This is a genomic window from Pseudomarimonas salicorniae, assembly GCF_023156535.1.
Classification (GTDB): Bacteria; Pseudomonadota; Gammaproteobacteria; order Xanthomonadales; family Xanthomonadaceae; genus Pseudomarimonas; species Pseudomarimonas salicorniae.
Map to the genome: position 1 here is coordinate 480381 of NZ_JALNMH010000001.1, position 18429 is coordinate 498809.

An 18429-nucleotide genomic window follows, 5' to 3' on the forward strand; every position below is an offset into this window, starting at 1 on the left:
CTGACTCCTCGTCGTTGCTTAGCGCTTGACCGCGACTTCGCCGACGCGCGAGCCGGTAGCGAAGAAGTCGTGCAGGTCGTGCGCGAAGGTATCGAAGTTCGCGTTGGTGTTGCGGTTCATGCGCGCAAAGAAGTTGTACGCAAAGACCGCCGGGATCGCGACGAACAGACCGATCGCGGTCATGATCAGCGCCTCACCGACCGGGCCGGCGACGGCGTCGATGGAGGCCTGACCGGTCGCACCGATCTTGATCAGTGCGTGGTAGATACCCCACACGGTGCCGAGCAGACCGACGAACGGGGCGGTTGCACCGACGGTGGCCAGCCAGGTCATGCCGGTCTCGAGCTTGCTGCTCTCGCGGGTCACCGCCTGGCGCAGGGCGCGGTCGATGAACTCGGAGCGATTCAGGGCCTCGACCAGACGCGAACCCTCATGGCGCTGGTGGTGGGCAGCCGCCTGGGCGCAGTCCAGGGCGATCTTCGAGAAGGGCTCGCCGGCAGGCTGCTCTTCCATGAAGCGGATCGCGTCCTGGGCGTTGGTAGTCTCCCAGAAGGTGCGGATCACGGTCTCGGCGCGCGAACGCAGCATCATGTTCTTGAGCACGTTGACCACGGTGTAGAACCAGGAGCCGACCGACATCAGCACCAGGACGACGAACACGGTCCAGTTCACCGCGTCCATGTGCTGGATCATGTTCTCGAAGCCGAACTGGTTGAACGCAGCGGCGTCGGAATCACCTGCGAAACCGGCGCCCGGCATGCCGGTGTTCATCGGTTCCAGCGGGGTCGGAGCGGCGGGAGCGGCCGGGGCCGGGTTGGCAGCGGCGGCGTCGTTGGCCGGCGTAGTGGAAGCAGAATCTTGCAGCATAACGCTTACCCTTTTTTAGGCGTCGGAGAGTCGGAAGGAAATCGGTACCAGCACCCAGCCCTGAACCGGCTGGCCATTGCGCAGGCCCGGGTTGAACACCCAGTTCTGCACGGCTTCGATGGCGGCGCGATCGAGGAGTCGCGAGCGGCTGGTGCGCTCGATCTCGATCTTCACCGGCTTGCCGTCGACGCCGACCAGCACGCGGAGGATGACCTCACCCTCCTCGCGGCGACGGATCGCCTGCGGCGGGTAGCGTGGCGGCCGGATCCGGCGATAGGTCTGGTCCTCGGACGGACCGTAGTCGGCCGGCGGAGCAGGCGGCGCGGGGGGCGCCGGCGGCGGAGCGGGGATCGACATCGGGGTCGGGTCATCAAGGACCACCGGCGGCGGCGCCTCGGGGGGCGGCGGGACCGGCTTGGGCTTTTCGATCGTCTTCGGCGGCGGCCGCTTCGGCGGTTCCGGCGGCGGCGGCGGCGGGGGAGGGGGCGGCGGCGGCGGCTCGATGAAGGTGACTTCGACGATCTCCTCCTCTTCCTCCGCTTCGTCCGGGGGCGCCACGGGCACGAGCAGCATCACGAAGAGGCTGACGTGGATGGCGATTGCAGAGGACAGACCCGCAATGCGCAGCCAACTCAGGCCCTGCTTCTCGTTGGTTTGTTTATTGAAATCGGTCATGCGTGGCCGCTATTCAAGGTTGCATCCGGGGAATGCCCCCCACCGGGCCGATGGGCCGGCAAAGGGGGGTCACAAGCTTATACCAACGGGTGTCGCTTCCGAAGCCCGCTACTTGACGCCGGCCGACTTCAGCCAGGCCCGGGCGTTGTTTTCGGTTTCGGGGTACTTGGCGGCCTCGCGGTAGGCGGCGATGGCCGCAGCGCGGTTGCCCAGCTCCAGCTCGGCGCCTCCCAGTACGATGTGGGCGTCGCCGGGGCGGCGGATGCCTTTTGCAAGCGCCTCCTTGGCGGACGCCTTCGCCTCGTTCCAGCGCGCCTCCTCGTACAGCACGCGGGCCAGGTTGAGGCTGATCTCGCCATCCTGCGCGAAGGCCGCTGCCTTCTTGTAGGCCTCGATGGCGGCCGGAATGTTCTCGGAGAAATAGTTCGCCTCGGCCATCGTCCGGTACACCTCGAGGCTCGGCTTCAGGATGCCCTTGTCGAGGCCCTCCTGGATGGTCGCGATGGCCTGCGGCTCCTTCTCGGCGAAGTGGTACAGCTGGTACAGCTGACGGTAGTCACGCTCTTCGGTCAGCAGCCCCTTGGCCTTCGCGCCTTCCAGCAGGACCAATGCCTTGTCGTTGAGGTCGGCGTTGATGTAGATCGAGGCCAGATTGCGGATCAGCGCCTTGTCGTTCGGGTCCTTCTGCAGCAGCTGCTCGGCGACCTCACCGGCCTTGTCGAACTGTTCGGTGTCGGCATAGGCGGCCATCAGCAGCTGGTACCACGAGGACTGCGGCTCTTCCGTGGCCGCGATCGCCTTGCTCAGCGTGTCGATGGCCTCGGGGAAGCGCTCCAGGCGATAGAGGATGTTGCCCTTGATGGCCAGCGCCTCGGCCTTCTCGGAGCGGGTTTCGGTAAAGAAACGATCGAGGTAGGCCAGCGCCTGGTCGTACCGCTCATCCGACATGTGCAGCTGGGCGATCTGGTACATGATCTGGTAGTGCGAGTCGTTCGGCAGGCCGTTTTCCTGCAGCGCCTTCTCGAAGTAGGTCACCGCAGAGTCGTAGTCGTCGCGGTCGATGTAGGAGACGGCGATGATCTGCGAAGCGAGCGACTTCTCGTACGGTGTCGACAGCTTGCTCTCGAGCACCTCGAGGGCGGCTGCCTCGGTCGCGGTCGGGTTGTCCTCCTGGGACAGCTCGTACATCTTCTTGACCTTGGACTGCATCCGACGCGACTGCTTGGGATCGGGGTCCTCGCGGGTGGCGTTCGGATAGGCCGGTTCCGGCTTGTCATCCTTCCGGTTGCGCTGGGCATCGGCCGGCGCGGCAATCGCGGCCAGCAACAGGAAGAGCACGGCGGTCTTGAGCAGATTGGCCAGTCTCATCGTTGTCCTCTCGATCCGTGAAGCGGCGCGCTATCGGGGGCTGCGCGCCGGCGGAACCATCAACACTAGCCCGGGTTAGTGCTTTTACTCAATAGGGAGATTGTGACTTTCGGCACATCGCGACGCGGTTGAACGCTGGAACGATGGCAAACGGGTGAATCTGCCCAGTTTCGTTAGGAATCGATTCAGGTTGTTGGAAACTCTGCGCGGGCGAAAGCGACCCGTTCCGCCGGGTCTGTGCTCAGCCCTCCGGCGGCCTTCAGGGCCTCCACCTTGCGCAGCCTGTGCAGCGCGCCATTGCCGTTGGCGATCTGGATCGCGAGGCCCGGGCGGGCGTTCAGCTCAAGGATCAGCGGGCCGCGGTTGCGGTCGAGCACGAAGTCGACCCCGACGTAGCCAAGCCCCGACAGCTCGTAGCAGCGCGAGGCCATCTCGAGCAGCTCGTCCCAGCGCGGAATCTCCAGCCCGACGATGCTCTGCTCGGTGTCCGGGTGGTCCTTGATGATCTCGGTGCCCCACACCCCGCGGCGGGTCGTTCCGGTCGGGATGTCGATGCCCACGCCGATGGCGCCCTGGTGGAGGTTGGCCTTGCCGTCCGACATGCGTGTCGGCAGACGGATCATGGCCATCACCGGGTATCCGAGGAAGACGATGATGCGGACGTCCGGCACACCCTTGTAGCTGACCTGGTCGAACACCGGGTCAAACTGCACGCAGTATTCGACCAGCAGATGGTCCGGATGGCCGCCCAGTGAGAACAGGCCGGACAGCCCGTTCGACAGATGATGTTCGAAATCACCGCGGCTCATCAGGTGGCCGTTGGAGCGACGGTACTTGTCGCCGCGCTTGCCGGTGATGACCAGGATGCCGTCGCCTCCGGAGCCATGGGCCGGCTTGACCACGAACTGGTCGTGGGCCTTGAGCTTCTCGTGCAGATCGCCGATCTGGTGCTCCTCGTGCACCACCGCGTAGAGGTCGGGGACCGGCAGGCCGGCCTCGAGGGCCAGCCGCTTGGTGATCAGCTTGTCGTCGACCCTCGGGTAGAACTTGCGCTGGTTGTAGGCCAGCACATAGTCGGCATTGCGCCGCCCGATTCCCATCAGTCCGATGCGGCGTAAACGGCGGGCGATTTCGAACGGTGTCAGCATGGCCTCAGCCCGGGCCCACTTCGCGCGCCAGCGCACGGAACCGGAACAGCTCGGTCAGGCGGTAGCCCGAGTAGCGTCCCAGCACCAGGGTGAAGGCGAGCAGGACCAGGAGCAATTCGGGGAAGACGAAGATCAGGTGCTCGAGGAGGTCCCAGGTCATCACCAGGGCGGCCAGTGCGGCGACCAGCATGGTGCCGAAGGCTTCCTTGATCGCGGCGCCGCCGCCGCGCTCTTCCCAGGTCACCGACATGCGTTCGATGGTCATCGCCATGATCACCATCGGGAACAGCGCGATCGACAGGCCGACCTCGATGTCCAGGCGGTTCGAGATCACCGAGACCAGGGCCATCAGCAGGACGGTCACGATCAGCACCGCGGTCAGGCGCGGCACCAGCAGCAGGCGCAGACGCTCCAGGTAGAACCTGACCAGCAGACCGGAACCGACCACCGAGACGAACAGAAGGATGCCGGCAATCACGCCGGTGTCGCGGAACGCGAGCGCGACCAGCACCGGCATGAAGGTGCCGTAGGTCTTGATGCCGATCAGGTTGCGCAGGATCAGCATGATGAAGGCGCCGATCGGCACAAGCAGCAGTACCTGGTAGACCTGCTGGGTCTGCAGCGGCAGCGAGAGCAGGGAGTAGCGGACGAGGTTCTCGTTCTGCACTTCCAGCCTGCGCTCGGCAATGGCCATGGCGTCAGCGAGATTGCGGCTGACGCTCCAGGTGACGTTGGCCCGCGGATTCTCGTCGACCACGAGCAGGGGTGAGCGGCTCGAGGACCACAGGAACAGGTTCTCCGGCCAGCCGTCCGAGGCGTTCTGCAGGTTGATGGTGATCCAGTCGTTGCCGTTGTGGACCTGCAGCCAGGGCTGCATGTCGACCTCGGTATTCATGTCTCCGAGTTCGAAGCCGTGGATCACCCTTGCCGGGATCTTGCGCGAGGCCAGCAGTTCGGCGAGCAGCTGGGCCCGCAGTTCGGGTGTCCCTCGGTCTTCCAGCAGAAGGGCGACTTCCTCGCTGGGCGAGTCGACGTTGAAGCGGCGCACCAGTTCCTTGGCGAAGGTACTGATATCCGCGGAACGGTCGCGGACCTGGTCGAGTACGGTCTGCGCGGCGCTGGCGTAGGGCTCCTCGAGCACCGGCGGATCACCGATCCGTGGCTTGCCGCCCAGAGCCGGATTCTCCGTATTCCGGACGACGGTGGCGCGGTAGTACAGCACCTGGGTGCCACGGGCGCGACGGATCGCCCACTGCACTTCCCGATTGTTGCCGCGCTGCTCCTCCAGCTTGGAGTAGTTGTTGGCGACGAAGCGTTCGTCCAGCAGCGCGAAGCCCGGCGGCTTGTAAGGGATCTGCAGGGTCACCGTGTTCGGCAGGCGGCGCGGCGGATACTCGACCCGCGCCTGGACGGTCCACACCTCGACCTCGGCGACCGGCTGCAGGGGAAAGTTCAGTACCTTCCACTTGTAGACCACGGCCGCCAGACCGATCGTGCCAATCAGGAAGGCGAGCAGATAGAGATGGGTCTTCTTCATAGGTTCTTATTAGGGCCTCGCGGCTCCCCACCGCGTTGCCGGCGGCGCTTCAGCGCGCCGGCCGGGGGCCCAGTATAGCCGCGCGCCGGGGGCGCTTTGAGGACGGGGTTTTTCCCGCTTGCGTGAGCCGCTGCCGGGCTGTGTTCCGGAAGCGACCGCCGCCGCGGGAACCGCCGGTGGGGAAGCGGGCTGCGCGGCTGCGCTCGATGAACGCTCGCTCGGTGGAAGCGAACTCCTCGTCGGGCAGGGTGGAGAGGCAAGCTCTTTGAGGATCTAAAGAGCATTGTTGGGAGAGCCTCGAACTCGTCGGTTCAACTTGATCGGCTTCGAAGTTGAACGGCAGGTTCGGGCGCGAAGTTCGCATTCGCCCCGGCCCCGCTGTAGGAGCCAGCTTACTGGCGATAGGCGCCCCGGATGGAACGATCGCCAGCAAGCTGGCTCCTACACGCAACGTCGCTGCCAGGTCCGGTTTGCGCTGCAAAGCAGGCCTTGCCGCAGTCAAATTGTGGGAGTGCCCTCGGGCGCGACCGCAGCGCTACGGATTCACCACAGACCGCGGCCAGAGCGGAACTTCGCGGTCGCGCCCAAGGGCTTTGGGCGCGAAGTTCGCATTCGCCCCGGTCCCGCTGTAGGAGCCAGCTTGCTGGCGATAGGCGCCACGGATGGGACGATCGCCAGCAAGCTGGCTCCTACATTCGGGTGTTGTGGAAGGTCTTCTTTGCGCCCATTTCGCCCCTCCCGGAGTTGCCTGGAAGATCCGCGCACCCCCGAGCGCCCTAGGTAGGAGCCGAGGGCCGAGCCCGCAGCGACTCGAACCGCGCTGCCGCGCGCCGGGGTCAGACGTCGAGGTTGGACACCCGCAACGCATTCTCCTCGATGAAGTCGCGACGCGGTTCGACCACATCCCCCATCAACGTCGAGAAGATCTGGTCGGCGGCGACCGCGTCCTCGATACGCACCTTGAGCAGGCGGCGGGTCTCGGGGTTGACCGTGGTTTCCCAGAGCTGCTCGGGGTTCATTTCGCCCAAGCCCTTGAAGCGCTGGATGGTGCGGCCGCGCTTGGCTTCGTCCATCAGCCAGCGATGGGCTTCCTCGAAACGGGTGATGGCCTGGCCGCGGCCGCCGCGCTCGATTCTTGCGCCGTCCTGGATCAGGTCGGCCAGTGCGCTGGCGGCCTCGACCAAGGGGCGCAGTTCGGCGCTGGCGAACTGGGTGCTGGCGATGCTCTGGGTGGCGCTCAGACCGTGATGGCGGCGCTCGATGCTGAGCAGGCCCGGTTCCTCGTTGGCCCGCGCCTGCAGGTTGACCGTGTAGACCGGTCGGCCGAGGCCGGCGCCGGCCAGTTCGGCGGAGAGGCGTTGGCCCCAGCTGTCGAGCCGGGCCTGATCGTCCCAGATATCGCCGGAGAGCGGCGGCAACTCCAGCATGGCCTCGAGAACGCGCGGATCGAAACGGGTGGCGACGCGGCGGATGGCGTCCTGGGCGGAGGCGTACTGGGCGAGCAGCTTCTCCAGGGCCACGCCGGTCACCGGCGGCGCTTCCGGTGCGTACTGCAGGGTCGCTCCTTCCACGGCGTGGCTGATCAGGTAGGCGCTGAGCGTCTGGTCGTCCTTGATGTACTGCTCGTTCTTGCCCTGTTTGATCTTGTACAGCGGGGGCAGGCCGATGTAGACGTGGCCGCGCTCGATCAGCTCCGGCATCTGCCGGTAGAAGAAGGTCAGCAGCAGGGTGCGGATGTGCGAGCCGTCGACGTCGGCGTCGGTCATGATGATGATGCGGTGGTAGCGCAGCTTGTCCGGGTTGTACTCGTCCTTGCCGATGCCGCAGCCCAGCGCGGTGATCAGGGTGCCGACCTCGGCCGAGCTCAGCATCCGGTCGAAACGCGCACGCTCGACATTGAGGATCTTGCCCTTCAGCGGCAGGATCGCCTGGGTCTTGCGGTTTCGGCCCTGCTTGGCCGAGCCACCGGCGGAGTCACCCTCGACGATGAAAAGCTCGGACAGGGCGGGGTCCTTCTCCTGGCAGTCGGCCAGCTTGCCGGGCAGGCCGGCGATGTCGAGGGCGCCCTTGCGGCGGGTCATCTCGCGGGCCTTGCGCGCGGCTTCACGGGCGCGGGCGGCATCGACCACCTTGCCGGCAATCGCACGGGCCTCGTTCGGGTGCTCCTGCAGGAACTCCTCCAGCTTGGCGCCGACGATGGATTCGACCACCGGCTTCACCTCGGAGCTGACCAGCTTGTCCTTGGTCTGGGAGGAGAAGCTCGGGTCGGGCACCTTCACCGACAGCACCGCGATCAGGCCTTCGCGCATGTCGTCACCGGCCATCTGCACCTTGGCCTGCTTGAGCAGCCCGGACTGCTCGATATAGGCGCCGATCGTGCGGGTCAGGGCGGCGCGGAAGCCAGCGAGGTGGGTACCGCCGTCCTTCTGCGGGATGTTGTTGGTGAAGCAGAACATGGTCTCCTGGTAGGCGTCGGTCCATTGCAGGGCGACGTCCACCGCGATGCCATTGGTCTCGTGGCCCTGCAGGGCGATCACCGAGGGGTGCAGCGGGGTCTTGAGCTGGGCCAGATGCTCGACGAAGCTGCGGATACCCCCTTCGTAGGCAAAGCGGTCGTGCTTGCCCTCGCCGCGCTCGTCGACCAGGTCGATGCGTACGCCCGAGTTGAGGAAGCTCAGCTCGCGCAGGCGCTTGGCCAGGATGTCGTAGTGGAATTCGACATCGCTGAAGATCTCGACCGCAGGCTTGAACCAGACCAGGGTGCCGCGCTTGCTGGAGGGCGTGGTCCGGCGCAGCGGGTAATCCGGCTCACCCAGGCTGTATTCCTGTTCGTGGTGATAGCCCTCGCGCCAGATGTCCAGGCGCAGCTTCTCGGACAGGGCATTGACCACGGAGACGCCGACGCCGTGCAAGCCACCGGAGACCTTGTAGCTGTTGTCGTCGAACTTACCGCCAGCATGCAGCACGGTCATGATGACTTCGGCGGCGGAGCGGCCCTCTTCCTTGTGGATGTCTACCGGGATGCCGCGACCGTTGTCCGACACGCTGACCGCGCCGTCCGAATGGATGGTGACCACGATCTGATCACAGTGCCCGGCCAGCGCCTCGTCGATGGCGTTATCGACCACCTCGAACACCATGTGGTGCAGGCCGGTACCGTCGTGGACGTCGCCGATGTACATGCCGGGACGCTTGCGCACCGCCTCAAGGCCCCGCAGCACGGTGATCTTGCTGGAGTCATAGGCATTGGACGGCTGCTGTTCTTCAGTCATTGGACGCTCTTCCAGGGTCCCCAAGGTCTCGGGGCTGGGTGAAGGGGAGGGCGATTATAGCTGCCTGTGCAGGCGACCCTGTTCCACGTGGAACACGTCGCTGGCCTCGTCAACGTGACGCTCCAGCACGCTGTGGTCCGCCGTGGCCAGCAGGGCCTGCACCTGGTGCTGGCGAAGGTAGTGGACCAGCCGCGCCTGGTTATCGGGGTCCAGTTCGGCCAGCGCATCATCCAGACCGAGCACGGGCGGTTCGCCGCGTTGAGCGCTGAAGTCAGCCACCTGGACCAACAGCATCAGCAGCGAGGCCAGCTTGGCCTGACCGCGCGAGAACAGCTCACGCTGGGGAAGCGACTCGAAGCCCAGCGACCAGCCAGCCCGATGAGGGCCGATACCCGTAAAACCCATCCGTCGGTCGGTGTCCTGCTGCCTGAGCAACGCCTCATGGAAAGACCCCCGATCCGCAGGCCAGCCGGGTCGGTGTCGAAGCCGCGGCCGGCCCAGCCCGGGGAGGAGCCAGCTCGCGACCTCGCTCAGGCGGGCATCCAGTGAGGACAGATAGCGCTCTCGATAGCCATGGATCAGCTCGCCCTCGCGCGCCAGCTCCTCCAGCCAGGCCTGTTCCACCGAAGCGCTGCCCCGTTGCCGCAATAGGAGGTTCCGCTGGCGGAGCGCGCGAGCATAGCGGCGCCAGGCCGGATAGAAGTCCTGTTCCACGTGGAACAGACCCCAATCAAGAAATCGGCGACGCAGCTCACCGGGCCCGCTGATCAGCTCACCGGTATCCGCGGGAAACACCACCGCGGGAAAGGCCTGGAACAGCTCGGACAGAACGTCGGCCCGTTGCCCATCGACTCGGGCCTCGAAGCCACCCCGCAGCACCCGGGTCAACCCGACCCGACCCGGCCCGCTCCCGGGACGCTCGACCTCGGCAAAGACGGTCAGAGACTCCGCACCCCGCTGGATGCAGCCATCCGGAGAACCCCCGCGGAAACTACGCCCACTGGCCAAAAGTGAAACGGCCTCCAGTGCGCTGCTCTTGCCGCTGCCGTTGGGCCCGACCAGCCAGTGCAGGCCGGGCCCGAAATCAAGCTCGGCAGAGTCGATCAGCCGCAGGCGCTCGATGCGCAGACGCCGCAAGCGCATGAGGCCTCCCGCGCGACTAGAGCCGCAGCGGCATCACAACGTGGCGGCAGGCCTCGGAGTCGACCTCGCGCACCAGCGCCGAGGAATTCGCGTCACGAAGCTGGACCAGGACCTTCTCCCCGCGCAGGGCGGAGATCGCCTCCAACAGGTAGGTAACGTTGAAACCGACCGAAATTCCGTCGACGCTGGTCTCGGCTTCAATCTCCTCGACCGCCTCTTCCTGCTCCGGATTGTGGGCCACCACCCGCAGCTGGTCAGGCGTGACCTCGATCTTGACCCCGCGGAACTTCTCGTTTGACAGGATCGCCGCCCGCTGAAGCGCCGCGCGCAGCACCTCGCGCTCCACGGTCACCAGTTTGTCCGCACCGATCGGGATGACGGCCTCGTAGTCCGGGAAGCGCCCGTCGATCAGCTTCGTCGTGAACACGACATCGCTGCGCCGGACGCGCAGATGCGAGCGCCCGAGTTCGAGCTCGATCTCGGTGTCGCTGCCCTCCAGCAATCGCTGCAGCTCGAGGATGCCCTTGCGCGGCACAATCAGCTGCTTGCGCGAGCTCCCTCCGGTCGGCACGTTGGCCTCGCACACAGCCAGACGGTGGCCATCGGTGGCCACGCAGCGGAAACGCGTCTCGGCCAGATCGAAAAGCAGGCCATTCAAATAGAAGCGGACGTCCTGCTGCGCCATGGCGAAGGCGGTCCGCTCGATCAGCTCCTTCAGCACCGACTCCGGCAGCCGGACGCGTTCGACGACCTCGAGCTCGTCCGAGGACGGGAAATCCCCGGCGGGCAGGGTAGCCAGGGTGAACCGACTGCGTCCCGCAGACACCGTGACCTTCTCCGAGGCCATCGACACGGTGACCTGACTGCCGTCGGGCAGGGCGCGGACGATATCGAACCACTTTCGCGCCGGGATCGTCACCTCTCCAGGCTGCGCACCCTCGAGCGAGGCCTGGGCCACCAGCTCGACCTCCAGATCGCTACCGGTCAGCAACATGCGGTCCTGCTCGACCACGACCAGAAGATTGGCGAGCACCGGCATGGTCTGTCGGCGTTCGACGACATTCACCACCTGCTGCAAGGGCTTGAGCAGGGCTTCCCGCTGGAGAGTGAATCGCATGCTGGCTCCCTCGATGATTGCTTCTTAAATATGTGAATAAAAAAGACAAGTAGCGTTGGTAGGAGCCGCCCCTTGCTGCGGACAACTCATGCAAGTCGATGAATCATAGAGCATTTTCAGTACCAGACACGCTGTGAATCCGGCCGCCCGGTCCTGTGCACCGGCTGTGGACAGATTATCGCCGGAACGGGCATCTCCAGCTTGTCCACAGCTCCGCCCACGCTTATTCGGTCAACTTGCGGATCAGCTTGTCCCAGTCCTCGCGGATCTTGCCATCGGTCTCGAGCAGGCCGCGGACCACCTTGCACGCATGCAGGACGGTGGTGTGGTCGCGCCCGCCGAACTCGTTGCCGATCTCGGGCAGGCTGTGCTCGGTCAGCTCCCTGGCCAGGGCCATGGCCATCTGCCGCGCCCGGGCCAGCGATTGGGTGCGCCGCTTGCCGAGCAGGTCGGCCACGCGCAGCTGGTGGTAGTCGGCGACGACCTTGACGATGTTGCTGATCGAGATCGCCTGCTGCTGGGCATGCAGAAGGTCGCGCAGGGTTTCCTGGGCGAAGTCCTCGGTGATGGGGCGGGCCATGAAGTTGGCGCGTGCCGCCAGCGTGTTCAGGGCGCCCTCGAGGTCGCGCACGTTCGAGCGCATCCGCTTGGCGATCAGCATGGCGACGCTGTCCGGCAGGGCGATGCCGCGGCTGTGCGCCTTGGACAGCAGGATCGCCGCGCGGGTCTCGAAGTCCGGCGGCTCGATCGCCACCGACAGTCCCCAACCGAGGCGCGACTTCAGCCGCGGCTCGAGGTTCTCGACCTCCTTGGGATAGCGGTCGCAGGTGAGAATGATCTGCTGCTTGCCGTCGAACAGCGCGTTGAACGTATGGAAGAACTCCTCCTGCGTCGTGTTCTTGCCGGCGAAGAACTGGATGTCGTCAATCAGCAGGGCATCGATCTGACGAAAACGCTGCTTGAAGCTTTCCATGCTCCGCTGCTGTAGCGCCTTGACCATTTCATTGGTGAACTGCTCGGAGCGCAGGTAGAGCACGCGAAGGCCGGGGTTGGCTGCGCGGATGGCGTTGCCGGCGGCGTGCATCAGGTGCGTCTTGCCCAGCCCGGTGCCGCCGTAGAGCAGCAGCGGGTTGTAGGCCTTGCCCGGGTTGGCGGCGACCTGCATCGCCGCGGCGCGGCCCAGCTGGTTCGACTTGCCTTCGACGAAATTCTCGAACTGGTAGCTCGGGTCCAGCGCCGAGGGGTACTCGGGCTCGCTGCGCTGGGGGGACGCCGGTGCCGGGCCCGGCCGGCTGGCCGGCGCCTCGACCCGCGCTGCGCGCGCCGAGTTGCCCACCTCCACGCGAACCACCAGCTCGGGCTGGCCGGCGAAATGCCGGGCCAGCTCGGCGATGCGCGGCAGGAAGCGCTCGCGGACGCTGTCGACCACAAAAGGGTTGGGCGCCAGCAGCTGCAGCGCCCCCTCGGACTCCTCGGCCTGCAGCGGGCGGACCCAGGTCTGCAGCTCCTGGGCGGTGAATTCGCTTTCGAGCCGCGCGAGGACTTGCGGCCAGCAGGATTGCATGGGGGAAGCGGTTCCGTTGACGGGGCAGCGCCGCGCGCTGCGAACCTTGCAGTCTACGCGGCGCACGGGCGAGCTGCCAAGGCGCGAGGGCTTGCCATGAACCTCCCCGCCTTGTAACATCCCCGCTCTTTTCCACTCTAAAACCGACAGGTGCAGCCATGAAGCGCACTTTCCAGCCCAGCAACCTCAAGCGCGCCCGTACCCACGGTTTCCGCGCCCGCATGGCGACCGCCGACGGCCGCAAGATCATCAACGCCCGTCGCGCCAAGGGCCGCAAGCGCCTGACCCCGTGATGGAGCCTGCCGGCCGCTCCGCGCGCGCCGGCAGGCTGAAGCAGTGACCGGATTGCAGCGGCTCCCGCCCACGGCGCGGGTTCGCAGCGGTGCTGACTTCAACCGATGCTTCGCGGCCCGGCAGCGACTGCCGGGCCGTTATTTTTTGCTCCAGTGGCGGCACAACGAGTCCGACGGAGCACGCATCGGCCTGGCCGTGTCACGCCGCGTGGACCGACGCGCCGTCGGCCGCAACCGCATCAAGCGCCTGTTGCGCGAGGCATTTCGTCGAACCCGAGCCCAGCTGCCTGCGGTGGATCTGGTTTTCGTGCCGAAACCCGAGGCAGGCCGCGCTCCGTCCGAAGTCCTGCGCCAGGACGTCGAGCAGCTGCTCGAGCGCGCGCGCGCGTTGCCGCCACCCGCCCCGCAGGGCACAATGCCGGCCGCTTCCTAGCCGCCCCGGCGCTGCCGACGTCACATTCGCGGCTGCTCCTTCGACCTGACAAGTCCCGATGCCGCAGCGACGGCAGGCGGGGCTTTCCCATCGAATCAAGACCATGAATCAAGTCCGCACCTTCCTGCTGTTCGCCTGGATCCTGGTTGGCTTCCTGATCTGGGAGGCCTGGCAGCGCGACTACGCTGCGCCGCCGGCGCCGCAGACCAGCACCAGTCCGGCCGTTCCCGACCAGCAGGACGACGGCGCCCTGCCGCCAGCCGGGGCCATCCCCGAAGCGCCGGCCGACGGCGCGCCCGCCGCAGCCAGTGAGCCGGCCGAGGTCGAGGCGCGACGCGTCGTCATCCAGACCGACGTCCTGCGCCTCGAGGTGGATACCCGCGGTGCCTCGATCGTCCAGGCCGACCTGCTCGCCTACGGCAAGACCGCCGAGCCGGGCGCGGAGCCGGTCCGACTGCTCGATCCGGACGACCAGTACTTCACCGCCCAGTCGGGCTGGGTCAGCAGCCAGGGCGAGGCGCCCACCCACCAGTCCTTGTTCAGCGCCGACCAGGACAGCTATCGCCTGGCCGACGGCGAGCAGACCGTCGAGGCACGTTTCACCTGGCAGGGCGCCAGCGGCCTGATGCTGGAGCGGACCATCCGTCTTGAGCGCGGCAGCTACACGGTCGCCGTCGACGACCGCCTGCTGAACCAGGGCGCAGCCTGGAAGGGCAGCCGCTACCACCAGCTGCTCCGCGTGCCGCCGCCGGCGCCGAAGAGCAGCTTCACCAACCCCGAGGCCTACAGCTTCGTCGGCGCGGCCTGGTACAGCGACAGCGAGAAGTTCAACAAGATCGCTTTCGACGACTTCGATCCGCGCGAGCCACTCAACGAGACCGCCCGCCAGGGCTGGGTCGCCATGCTGCAGCACTACTTCTTCGCAGCCTGGATACCGGCGGGCGAGCTCAGCACCCAGCTGTCGACCGGCGTGGTCAACGGCCGCTACCTGATCCGCAGCGTGTCGCCGCCCCTGGAACTTGCTGCAGGCGCCGAGCAGACCGTCGCCTCGCGCCTCTATGTGGGTCCGAAGCTGCAGGAGCAGCTGGCCGACCTCGCCCCCGGGCTCGAGCTGGCCGTGGACTACGGCATCTTCACCATCATCGCCGAGCCGCTGTTCTGGCTGCTGTCCCTGTTCCATGCCCTGACCGGAAACTGGGGCTGGGCGATCATCCTGCTGGTGGTGCTGATCAAGCTCCTGTTCTTCAAGCTCAGCGAGACCCAGTACAAGAGCTTTGCCCGCATGCGCCAGGTCCAGCCGCGCATCGAGGCACTGAAGGAGCGCTACGGCGACGACCGCCAGAAGTTCAACATGGCGATGATGGAGCTGTACAAGAAGGAGAAGATCAACCCGATGGGCGGCTGCCTGCCCATCCTGGTGCAGATCCCGGTCTTCATCTCCCTCTACTGGGTGCTGCTGGAATCGGTTGAGCTGCGCCACGCGCCGTGGATAGGCTGGATCCAGAACCTCACTGCGCCGGATCCCTACTTCATCCTGCCGATCCTCAACCTGCTGTCGATGTGGCTGACCCAGAAGCTGTCGCCGACGCCGGGCATGGATCCGCTACAGAAGAAGATGATGCAGGCGATGCCGCTGGTGTTCGGCGTGCTGTTTGCCTTCTTCCCGGCGGGACTGGTCCTCTACTGGACCGTCAACGGCGCCCTCGGCCTGCTGCAGCAATGGGTCATCACCAGGCGCCACGGCGAACCGAAGAAGGCCTGACCGGCCGACGGCGAAGGCGCGGCCGGTGAGTCGCGGCGACACCATCGCCGCCGTTGCCAGCGGCGCCGCGCCGGCCGGCGTCGGCATCGTCCGGGTCTCCGGGCCCGCCGTGCCGGGCCTGGCCGCGCGCCTGCTCGGGCGCCCGCCGCGGCCGCGACACGCGCATTATCTGACCCTTCGCGATGACGCCGGCGAACCCATCGACCAGGGCCTGCTCCTGTTCTTCCCGGCGCCGCACTCGTTCACCGGCGAGGACGTGATGGAACTGCAGGTCCACGGCAGTCCGGTGGTCCTGAACACGCTGGTCCATCACCTGGTCGGGCTCGGCGCGCGTCACGCGCGCCCGGGCGAGTTCAGCGAACGTGCCTTCCTTAACAACAAGCTCGACCTTGCCCAGGCCGAGGCGGTGGCCGACCTGATCACCGCCGGCTCCGAGCTTCAGGCCCGCGCCGCCCTGCGCTCGCTGCAGGGCGCATTCTCCCGTCGCGTCGACGACCTGGTCGAGGCGGTCACCCGCCTGCGCATCCACGTCGAGGCAGCCATCGACTTCCCGGAGGAGGAGATCGATTTCCTCGCCGACCCGGTGATCGGAGAGAGACTGGCCGCGGTCACCGACCAGGCGCGCGCGCTGCTCGGTGAGACCCGCCGCGGGGCGCGGATCACGCGAGGCCTGCATGCGGTGATCCTGGGCCCGCCGAATGCCGGCAAGAGCTCCCTGCTTAATGCCCTGCTCGGCGACGAGCGCGCTATCGTCACCGAGCAGGCCGGCACCACCCGGGACCTGCTGCACGAGCGTCTGCGCATCGACGGCGTGGAGATCGGGCTCGTCGATACCGCCGGACTGCGCGAGGACAGCGAGGACGCCATCGAGCGCGAGGGCATGCGACGCGCCCGCCAGCAGCGCGCCCAGGCTGACCTGCTGCTGCTGGTGCTTCCGGATGGCGACGGCGCGGCCGAAGCCCTGCTCCGCGAAGAGTCGGCCGGCGCCGCCCGGCGCATCTGGATCCACAACAAGATCGACCTCAGCGGCGGGCCGGCAGGCCGCCGGGACGCCGCCGACGGCGAACTTCATGTCGGCCTCTGCGCACGCAGCGGGCAGGGACTCGACACGCTGCATCGGCTGCTTCGCGAGCTGGCCGGGGCCAGCACCGAAGGAGGCGCCTTCAGCGCGCGGGAACGCCATGTCGAGGCCCTCGCCGCCGCGCTGGCTCACCTGGAGGCCGCCGCTGATCCCAGTCTCGCCGGGGCCGGGGAACTGATGGCCGAGGAACTGCGCCAGGCCCAGCAGCGCCTGGGCGAGATCACCGGCGCGTTCGACGCCGACGCCCTGCTGGGGCGGATCTTCTCGGAATTCTGCATCGGCAAATAGTTCTTAGCGTTCAGCTTGTCTTGCTACGCTATCGGCCCCGCGCTGTGTTGCGCGGGCGCCAACGGGCACGCAGCCCTCGAGACGGGAGTGCACATGACACACCGTTCCACTCTGGCGGCGGCCGCGGTGCTTGCCAGCCTCGCCCTGACCCATGCTGGCTCGGCGCTGGCACAGACGGCGACCACCGCCGGCACCGCGCGACTGCCCGAGCCGACCCTGCATCACCTCAGCATCGAATGGCCGATCAGTGGCGACAGCGACAATGACGGCGTCGTAGCGGTGCGCTTCCGGCAGCGGGGCACCACGCCCTGGCGGGTCGGCATGCCCCTGCGCCGGGTACCGGCGGGCAGCAACGCCAGCACCGGCAACAGCTGGACCAACCGCCATGCCGGCAGCCTCTTCGGACTGCAGCCGGGCACCACCTACCAGGTCGAGCTGACGCTCACCGATCCGGATGGTGGCAACTCACAACAGATCGTTTCGGCGAGCACCCGTCCCGTGCCGCAGCCGGGCACCGGTACGCTGCGCAATGCCACACCGGCCACCCTGAACAGCGTGCTGAACCAGTCCCAGCCCGGAGACATCGTCCAGCTGGCGGCCGGCAGCTACGCCGGGTTCACCCTTAGCCGCGATGGCAGCGCGGGCAACCCGCTCACGCTGCGCGGCCTGCCCGGCGCCGTCATCAGCGGCGAGCTGGGACTGTTCTCCCGCCGCCACGTGATCCTGCAGACCCTCACCGTCAACGGTCGGATCCGCTTCAACGGGTCGGACGACATCAGCATCATCGACAGCATGATCAATGCCTCGCCGAGCCAGTTCAACGGTGACGGCATCGTCTGCTTCACCCGCTGCGCCCGCGCCTACATCGCGAACAACACGGTGATTGGCACCACCACCTGGGCGCAGTCCTCATTCGGGGTATCCGGCAACAACCGTGGGGAAGGCATCGCGGTCAATGGTCCGGGCCACGTCATTATCGGCAACACGGTACGCGGCTTCCGAGATGGCATCTCCTTCCTCGAGGACAGTGAGGCCGACGACCAGTACAGCATCGACGTGCTCGACAACCTAATCAGCGAGTCGGCCGACGACGGCATCGAGGCCGACTCCTGTTTCCACAACTGCAGGATCATCGGAAACCGCCTCACCAACAGCTTCATCGCGTTCTCATCGCAACCATCGCTGGGCGGGCCGACGTATTTCATCCGAAACGTGGCCTACAACGTGGTCCACGTGCCCTTCAAGCTGTACCGGGGCAGTGTCGGCGACGTCCTCCTGCACAACACCATCGTCAAGACTGGAGATGGCTTCAACAGCTACCCGGGTTCGGGGGAGTTCACGATTCGGAGGGCCTACGCCCGCAACAACCTGTTCCTCGGCGGCGAGCCCGGCACCTATGCCGGCTTCTCCAGCGGCAGCGGTCGCGTGGTCGATATCGTCGACCTGCAGACCTCGACCTCGTCCTTCGACTACAACGGCTACGGCACCACGCGCTCGGATTTCCGCGGACGTCTTGGCGGCAACAGCTTTACCTCGCTGGCGAGCCTGCGCAGCAATACCAGCGAAGCAAACGGCCAGCAGGTCGACATGGCCATTTTCGAGTCGGCCGTGGCGTTTCCGCAGAATCCGCTGGTGCAGTACGCGCCGGTGACGCTGACCCTCGCGGACGATGCGCGCGCAGTGGATCAGGGAGTGGTGATCCCGAACATCAACGACGACTTCAACGGGACGGGGCCGGACCTCGGAGCGTTCGAGCGCGCGGCGGCGGTGCCTCCGGGGCGGATCTACTGCGACGGGTTCGAGGAGACGCCCTGCCTGTCGGTACCCTGATCATCGCAGGCCAGGCTTGGTTCGACCGCCGCCGCATCGCTGCGGCGGCGG

At 66.6% G+C, this 18429-nt stretch carries 14 protein-coding genes; 5 read left to right on the forward strand and 9 right to left on the reverse strand.

The window, feature by feature from the left end:
* Window positions 1-18: 18 nt before the first annotated feature.
* From M0G41_RS02030 to dnaA, 9 genes are all read right to left on the reverse strand, one after another.
* Window positions 19-771, reverse strand: a complete 753-nt coding sequence (locus M0G41_RS02030) for a MotA/TolQ/ExbB proton channel family protein (protein ID WP_248204749.1) — start codon at window positions 769-771, stop codon at window positions 19-21.
* A 111-nt stretch (window positions 772-882) separates the two neighbouring features.
* Window positions 883-1542, reverse strand: coding sequence for an energy transducer TonB (locus M0G41_RS02035; protein WP_248204618.1), 660 nt, complete (start codon window positions 1540-1542; stop codon window positions 883-885).
* 108 nt (window positions 1543-1650) lie between these two features.
* Window positions 1651-2910, reverse strand: a complete 1260-nt coding sequence (locus tag M0G41_RS02040; RefSeq protein WP_248204619.1) for a tetratricopeptide repeat protein — start codon at window positions 2908-2910, stop codon at window positions 1651-1653.
* 185 nt (window positions 2911-3095) lie between these two features.
* Window positions 3096-4058, reverse strand: coding sequence for an alpha-L-glutamate ligase-like protein (locus M0G41_RS02045; RefSeq protein WP_248204620.1), 963 nt, complete (start codon window positions 4056-4058; stop codon window positions 3096-3098).
* A gap of 4 nt (window positions 4059-4062) precedes the next feature.
* A complete protein-coding gene (locus tag M0G41_RS02050; protein ID WP_248204622.1) occupies window positions 4063-5595 on the reverse strand; it encodes a UUP1 family membrane protein in 1533 nt (510 codons plus the stop codon).
* An 836-nt stretch (window positions 5596-6431) separates the two neighbouring features.
* A complete protein-coding gene (gene gyrB / locus M0G41_RS02055; protein WP_248204624.1) occupies window positions 6432-8867 on the reverse strand; it encodes a DNA topoisomerase (ATP-hydrolyzing) subunit B in 2436 nt (811 codons plus the stop codon).
* Window positions 8868-8921: 54 nt separating this feature from the next.
* Window positions 8922-10010 carry a DNA replication/repair protein RecF gene (recF, locus tag M0G41_RS02060; protein ID WP_248204626.1) on the reverse strand — a complete coding sequence of 363 codons (1089 nt, stop codon included), beginning with the start codon at window positions 10008-10010 and terminating at the stop codon, window positions 8922-8924.
* A 16-nt stretch (window positions 10011-10026) separates the two neighbouring features.
* Window positions 10027-11127, reverse strand: coding sequence for a DNA polymerase III subunit beta (gene dnaN / locus M0G41_RS02065; RefSeq protein WP_248204628.1), 1101 nt, complete (start codon window positions 11125-11127; stop codon window positions 10027-10029).
* Between the two features lie 223 nt (window positions 11128-11350).
* Entirely contained in the window at window positions 11351-12691 is a 1341-nt protein-coding gene (dnaA, locus tag M0G41_RS02070) for a chromosomal replication initiator protein DnaA (protein WP_248204630.1), read from the reverse strand.
* A gap of 158 nt (window positions 12692-12849) precedes the next feature.
* Here dnaA and rpmH point away from each other — a divergent pair, with 158 nt between their 5' ends.
* The 5 genes from rpmH to M0G41_RS02095 all read left to right on the forward strand — a co-directional run bounded on the left by rpmH (window position 12850) and on the right by M0G41_RS02095 (window position 18378).
* Window positions 12850-12984 (forward strand): 50S ribosomal protein L34, encoded by a 135-nt coding sequence (gene rpmH / locus M0G41_RS02075; RefSeq protein ID WP_248204631.1) that lies wholly within the window; start codon window positions 12850-12852, stop codon window positions 12982-12984.
* A 43-nt stretch (window positions 12985-13027) separates the two neighbouring features.
* Complete coding sequence (rnpA, locus tag M0G41_RS02080) at window positions 13028-13417, forward strand: ribonuclease P protein component (protein WP_248204632.1); 390 nt, start codon at window positions 13028-13030, stop codon at window positions 13415-13417.
* 103 nt (window positions 13418-13520) lie between these two features.
* Window positions 13521-15179 carry a membrane protein insertase YidC gene (yidC, locus tag M0G41_RS02085; protein WP_248204634.1) on the forward strand — a complete coding sequence of 553 codons (1659 nt, stop codon included), beginning with the start codon at window positions 13521-13523 and terminating at the stop codon, window positions 15177-15179.
* 25 nt (window positions 15180-15204) lie between these two features.
* A complete protein-coding gene (mnmE, locus tag M0G41_RS02090) occupies window positions 15205-16548 on the forward strand; it encodes a tRNA uridine-5-carboxymethylaminomethyl(34) synthesis GTPase MnmE (RefSeq protein WP_248204636.1) in 1344 nt (447 codons plus the stop codon).
* A 93-nt stretch (window positions 16549-16641) separates the two neighbouring features.
* The gene (locus M0G41_RS02095) at window positions 16642-18378 is read left to right on the forward strand and encodes a right-handed parallel beta-helix repeat-containing protein (RefSeq protein ID WP_248204638.1); all 1737 of its coding nucleotides are present in this window, start codon (window positions 16642-16644) and stop codon (window positions 18376-18378) included.
* The last annotated feature ends 51 nt before the right edge of the window (window positions 18379-18429 follow it).

Bases quoted from the DNA above. Each gene is read 5' to 3' on its own strand.
- M0G41_RS02030 (WP_248204749.1), bottom strand. From the start codon at position 771: ATGAACACCGGCATGCCGGGCGCCGGTTTCGCAGGTGATTCCGACGCC.
- M0G41_RS02035 (WP_248204618.1), bottom strand. From the start codon at position 1,542: ATGACCGATTTCAATAAACAAACCAACGAGAAGCAGGGCCTGAGTTGG.
- M0G41_RS02040 (WP_248204619.1), bottom strand. From the start codon at position 2,910: ATGAGACTGGCCAATCTGCTCAAGACCGCCGTGCTCTTCCTGTTGCTG.
- M0G41_RS02045 (WP_248204620.1), bottom strand. From the start codon at position 4,058: ATGCTGACACCGTTCGAAATCGCCCGCCGTTTACGCCGCATCGGACTG.
- M0G41_RS02050 (WP_248204622.1), bottom strand. From the start codon at position 5,595: ATGAAGAAGACCCATCTCTATCTGCTCGCCTTCCTGATTGGCACGATC.
- gyrB (WP_248204624.1), bottom strand. From the start codon at position 8,867: ATGACTGAAGAACAGCAGCCGTCCAATGCCTATGACTCCAGCAAGATC.
- recF (WP_248204626.1), bottom strand. From the start codon at position 10,010: ATGCGCTTGCGGCGTCTGCGCATCGAGCGCCTGCGGCTGATCGACTCT.
- dnaN (WP_248204628.1), bottom strand. From the start codon at position 11,127: ATGCGATTCACTCTCCAGCGGGAAGCCCTGCTCAAGCCCTTGCAGCAG.
- dnaA (WP_248204630.1), bottom strand. From the start codon at position 12,691: ATGCAATCCTGCTGGCCGCAAGTCCTCGCGCGGCTCGAAAGCGAATTC.
- rpmH (WP_248204631.1), top strand. From the start codon at position 12,850: ATGAAGCGCACTTTCCAGCCCAGCAACCTCAAGCGCGCCCGTACCCAC.
- yidC (WP_248204634.1), top strand. From the start codon at position 13,521: ATGAATCAAGTCCGCACCTTCCTGCTGTTCGCCTGGATCCTGGTTGGC.
- M0G41_RS02095 (WP_248204638.1), top strand. From the start codon at position 16,642: ATGACACACCGTTCCACTCTGGCGGCGGCCGCGGTGCTTGCCAGCCTC.